Annotated in this window: 2 protein-coding genes; both read right to left on the bottom strand. The window is 66.1% G+C overall.

Translation table 11 applies throughout. From position 1 onward, the window contains the following. Positions 1-131 precede the first annotated feature (131 nt). Positions 132-1829 carry a 2-isopropylmalate synthase gene (locus tag ACE3UY_RS15290; protein ID WP_374688363.1) on the bottom strand — a complete coding sequence of 566 codons (1698 nt, stop codon included), beginning with the start codon at positions 1827-1829 and terminating at the stop codon, positions 132-134. 93 nt (positions 1830-1922) lie between these two features. After that, positions 1923-2612: ketol-acid reductoisomerase (gene ilvC, locus ACE3UY_RS15285; protein ID WP_374688362.1), on the bottom strand; the 690-nt coding region annotated here is incomplete at its 5' end.

Raw genomic sequence — 2612 nt, 5'->3', positions numbered from 1 at the left:
GGCCGCCCGCGCCAGCCGCGTCAGGATGTCGATCTGCACCGCCGCTAACGGGATTGCGCCGCGCACGCCGTCCAGATAGGCCCCGGCCAGCCCGGCCGCTTGCCAGACCGTATCTTCCCGCGTCGCATCCATTAGCCGCCCACCGTCTGAAGCTCATAGGTGGTCGTCCGCCGTTCGCCGTTAGTCGGTCTCCCCTGCTCCCCAGCACTCCCGCTCCCCCGCTCCGCCAGTATCTTATTCAACGCGCTCAGATAGGCCCGCGCGCTGGCGACAACAATGTCGGTGCTGGCCCCGTGGCCGCTGTAGGTGCGGTAGACGGGCCGGTTCGTCTGCGGGTTGACGGTGTAGGCGCCGTCGTCGGGCTGGATGCGGATGGTCGTCTCGGCTACGGCGTCCAGTCCCTCCGTCACGGCGTTGATGCTGAACTCGGTGAGCTGGTTGTTGATGCTGTGCCCTTCGAAGGTTCCGATGATGCGGTTGATGGCTTGATAGACCGCGTCGACCGGCCCCGCCCCCAGCGCCGCGTCCTGATAGTGCGCGCCGTCCGGGCCGATCATACTGACGCTGGCCGTGGGGATGCTGTGGTCGCCGCACGATACCTGGATGTGCTCCAGTTCCCAGATCGCCGGCGGCTGATAGATCTCGTCGGCAATGATGGCCTCAATGTCGGCGTCGGTCACCACCTTCTTCTTGTCGGCGATCTTCTTGAAGCGCTTGAAAGCGGCCACCACCTCCGACTCGTCCAGGTTGTCGTAGCCCATGTCGTTCAGGTGGACGCGGAAGGCGTGGCGGCCGGAGTGCTTACCCAGCACCAGCTTCGACGTGTTCAGGCCGACCGTCTCCGGTCGCATAATCTCGTACGTCAGATGATGCTTCAGCATACCATCCTGGTGGATGCCCGCCTCGTGGGCGAAGGCGTTGGCCCCAACGATGGCCTTGTTGGGCTGGATGACCATGCCGGTATAGGTGCTGACCATGTGGCTGGTGCGGGCGATCTGAGTCGTGTCCACGTTGCACTGCACGTTAAACGTCTGCGGCCGGGTCGCCAGGGCCATGACGACCTCTTCCAGCGCCGTGTTGCCCGCGCGCTCGCCGATGCCGTTGATGGTCACCTCGACTTGTCGCGCCCCATTGCGCACGCCGGCCAGCGTGTTGGCCGTCGCCAGCCCCAGATCGTTGTGGCAGTGCACCGACCAGGTGACGCGATCCGCCCCCGGCGTGTGCTCGATGAGGTAGCGAATGAGCCAGCCGAACTCGTCCGGCGTCGTGTAGCCGACCGTGTCGGGGATGTTCAGCGTCGTCGCCCCGGCGCGGATGGCCTCGCCGAGCACTTGCACCAGGAAGTCGGGGTCGGAGCGCCCGGCGTCTTCCGGCGAGAACTCGATGTCGTCGCACAGCGTCCGGGCGTAGGTGACGGCGCGGATGACCTGATCGACGCACTCCTCGCGGTCGATGCGCAGCTTGTGCTTCAGATGGATGTCACTGGTTGCCAGGAAGGTGTGGATGCGGTGGCGCGGCGCGGCGCGCACGGCGTCATAGGCGCGGCGGATGTCCTCTTCGTTGGCGCGGGCCAATCCGGCGATGACCATCGGCCGGCCGTCTTTGCGCCCTTCGGTCAGCGGCCCCACTTCCTCGGCGATGCGGCGCACCGCCTCGAAGTCGCCCGGCGAGGCGATGGGGAAGCCCGCTTCGCAGATGTCCACGCCCAGGCGCGACAGCTGCCGGGCGATCTCCAGCTTCTCTTCCACGTTGAGCGTCGCCCCCGGCGATTGCTCCCCGTCGCGCAGCGTCGTGTCGAAAATCAGAACCGTGTCGGTGTGCTCAGTCATCCTGCCACCTCATTGGGTAGGGGCTAGGTTCTAGGGACTAGGGATTAGGGAAGAGCGCTCTTCCCCTAGTCCCTAGCCCCTAAAACCTAGTCCCTAGATTTCTTTGGGATTCAGCCACGGCATCATGCGCCGCAGGTCGCGGCCGACGTGCTCGATCTGGCTTTCGCGGGCCTCGGCGCGCCGTTGGTCGAACCACGGCCGGCCCTGGGCGTTCTCGTCGATCCACCCCTCGGCGTACGCCCCCGACTGGATGTCGGCGAGAATCTGCTTCATGGCCGCGCGCGTCTGGTCGGTGACGATCTTCGGCCCGGCGGTGTAATCGCCGTGCTCGGCCGTGTCGCTGACGCTGTAGCGCATGTAGTTCAGGCCGCCCTGATACATCAGGTCCACGATCAGCTTGAGTTCGTGCATGCACTCGAAGTAGGCGATCTCCGGCTGGTAGCCGGCGGCAACCAGGGTGTTGAAGGCGGACTCGACCAGGTGGCTGACGCCGCCGCACAGGATGGTCTGCTCGCCGAAGAGGTCGGTCTCGGTCTCCTCGGTGAAGGTGGTGCGGATGACGCCGGCGCGCGTACAGCCGATAGCCCGCGCATAGGCCAGCGCCGTGCCCAATGCCGCGCCGCTGGCGTCCTGGTGGACAGCTACCAAGCCCGGCGTGCCCATCCCGTCCACGTATAGCTCGCGCACGCGGTGGCCCGGCGACTTGGGCGCCACCAGACTGACGTCGATGTGCGCCGGCGGGATGATCTGGGCGTAGCGGATGTTGAAGCCGTGGCTGAACAT

It is taken from the genome of Promineifilum sp. (SeqCode), from assembly GCF_041918635.1.
In the GTDB taxonomy this organism is placed as follows: Bacteria; Chloroflexota; Anaerolineae; order Promineifilales; family Promineifilaceae; genus Promineifilum.
This window is presented reverse-complemented; position numbering and strand designations above follow the sequence as displayed.

What these genes read in the sequence shown, in the direction of transcription:
- ACE3UY_RS15290 (WP_374688363.1), bottom strand. Translation starts at nt 1,829, where the DNA reads ATGACTGAGCACACCGACACGGTTCTGATTTTCGACACGACGCTGCGC.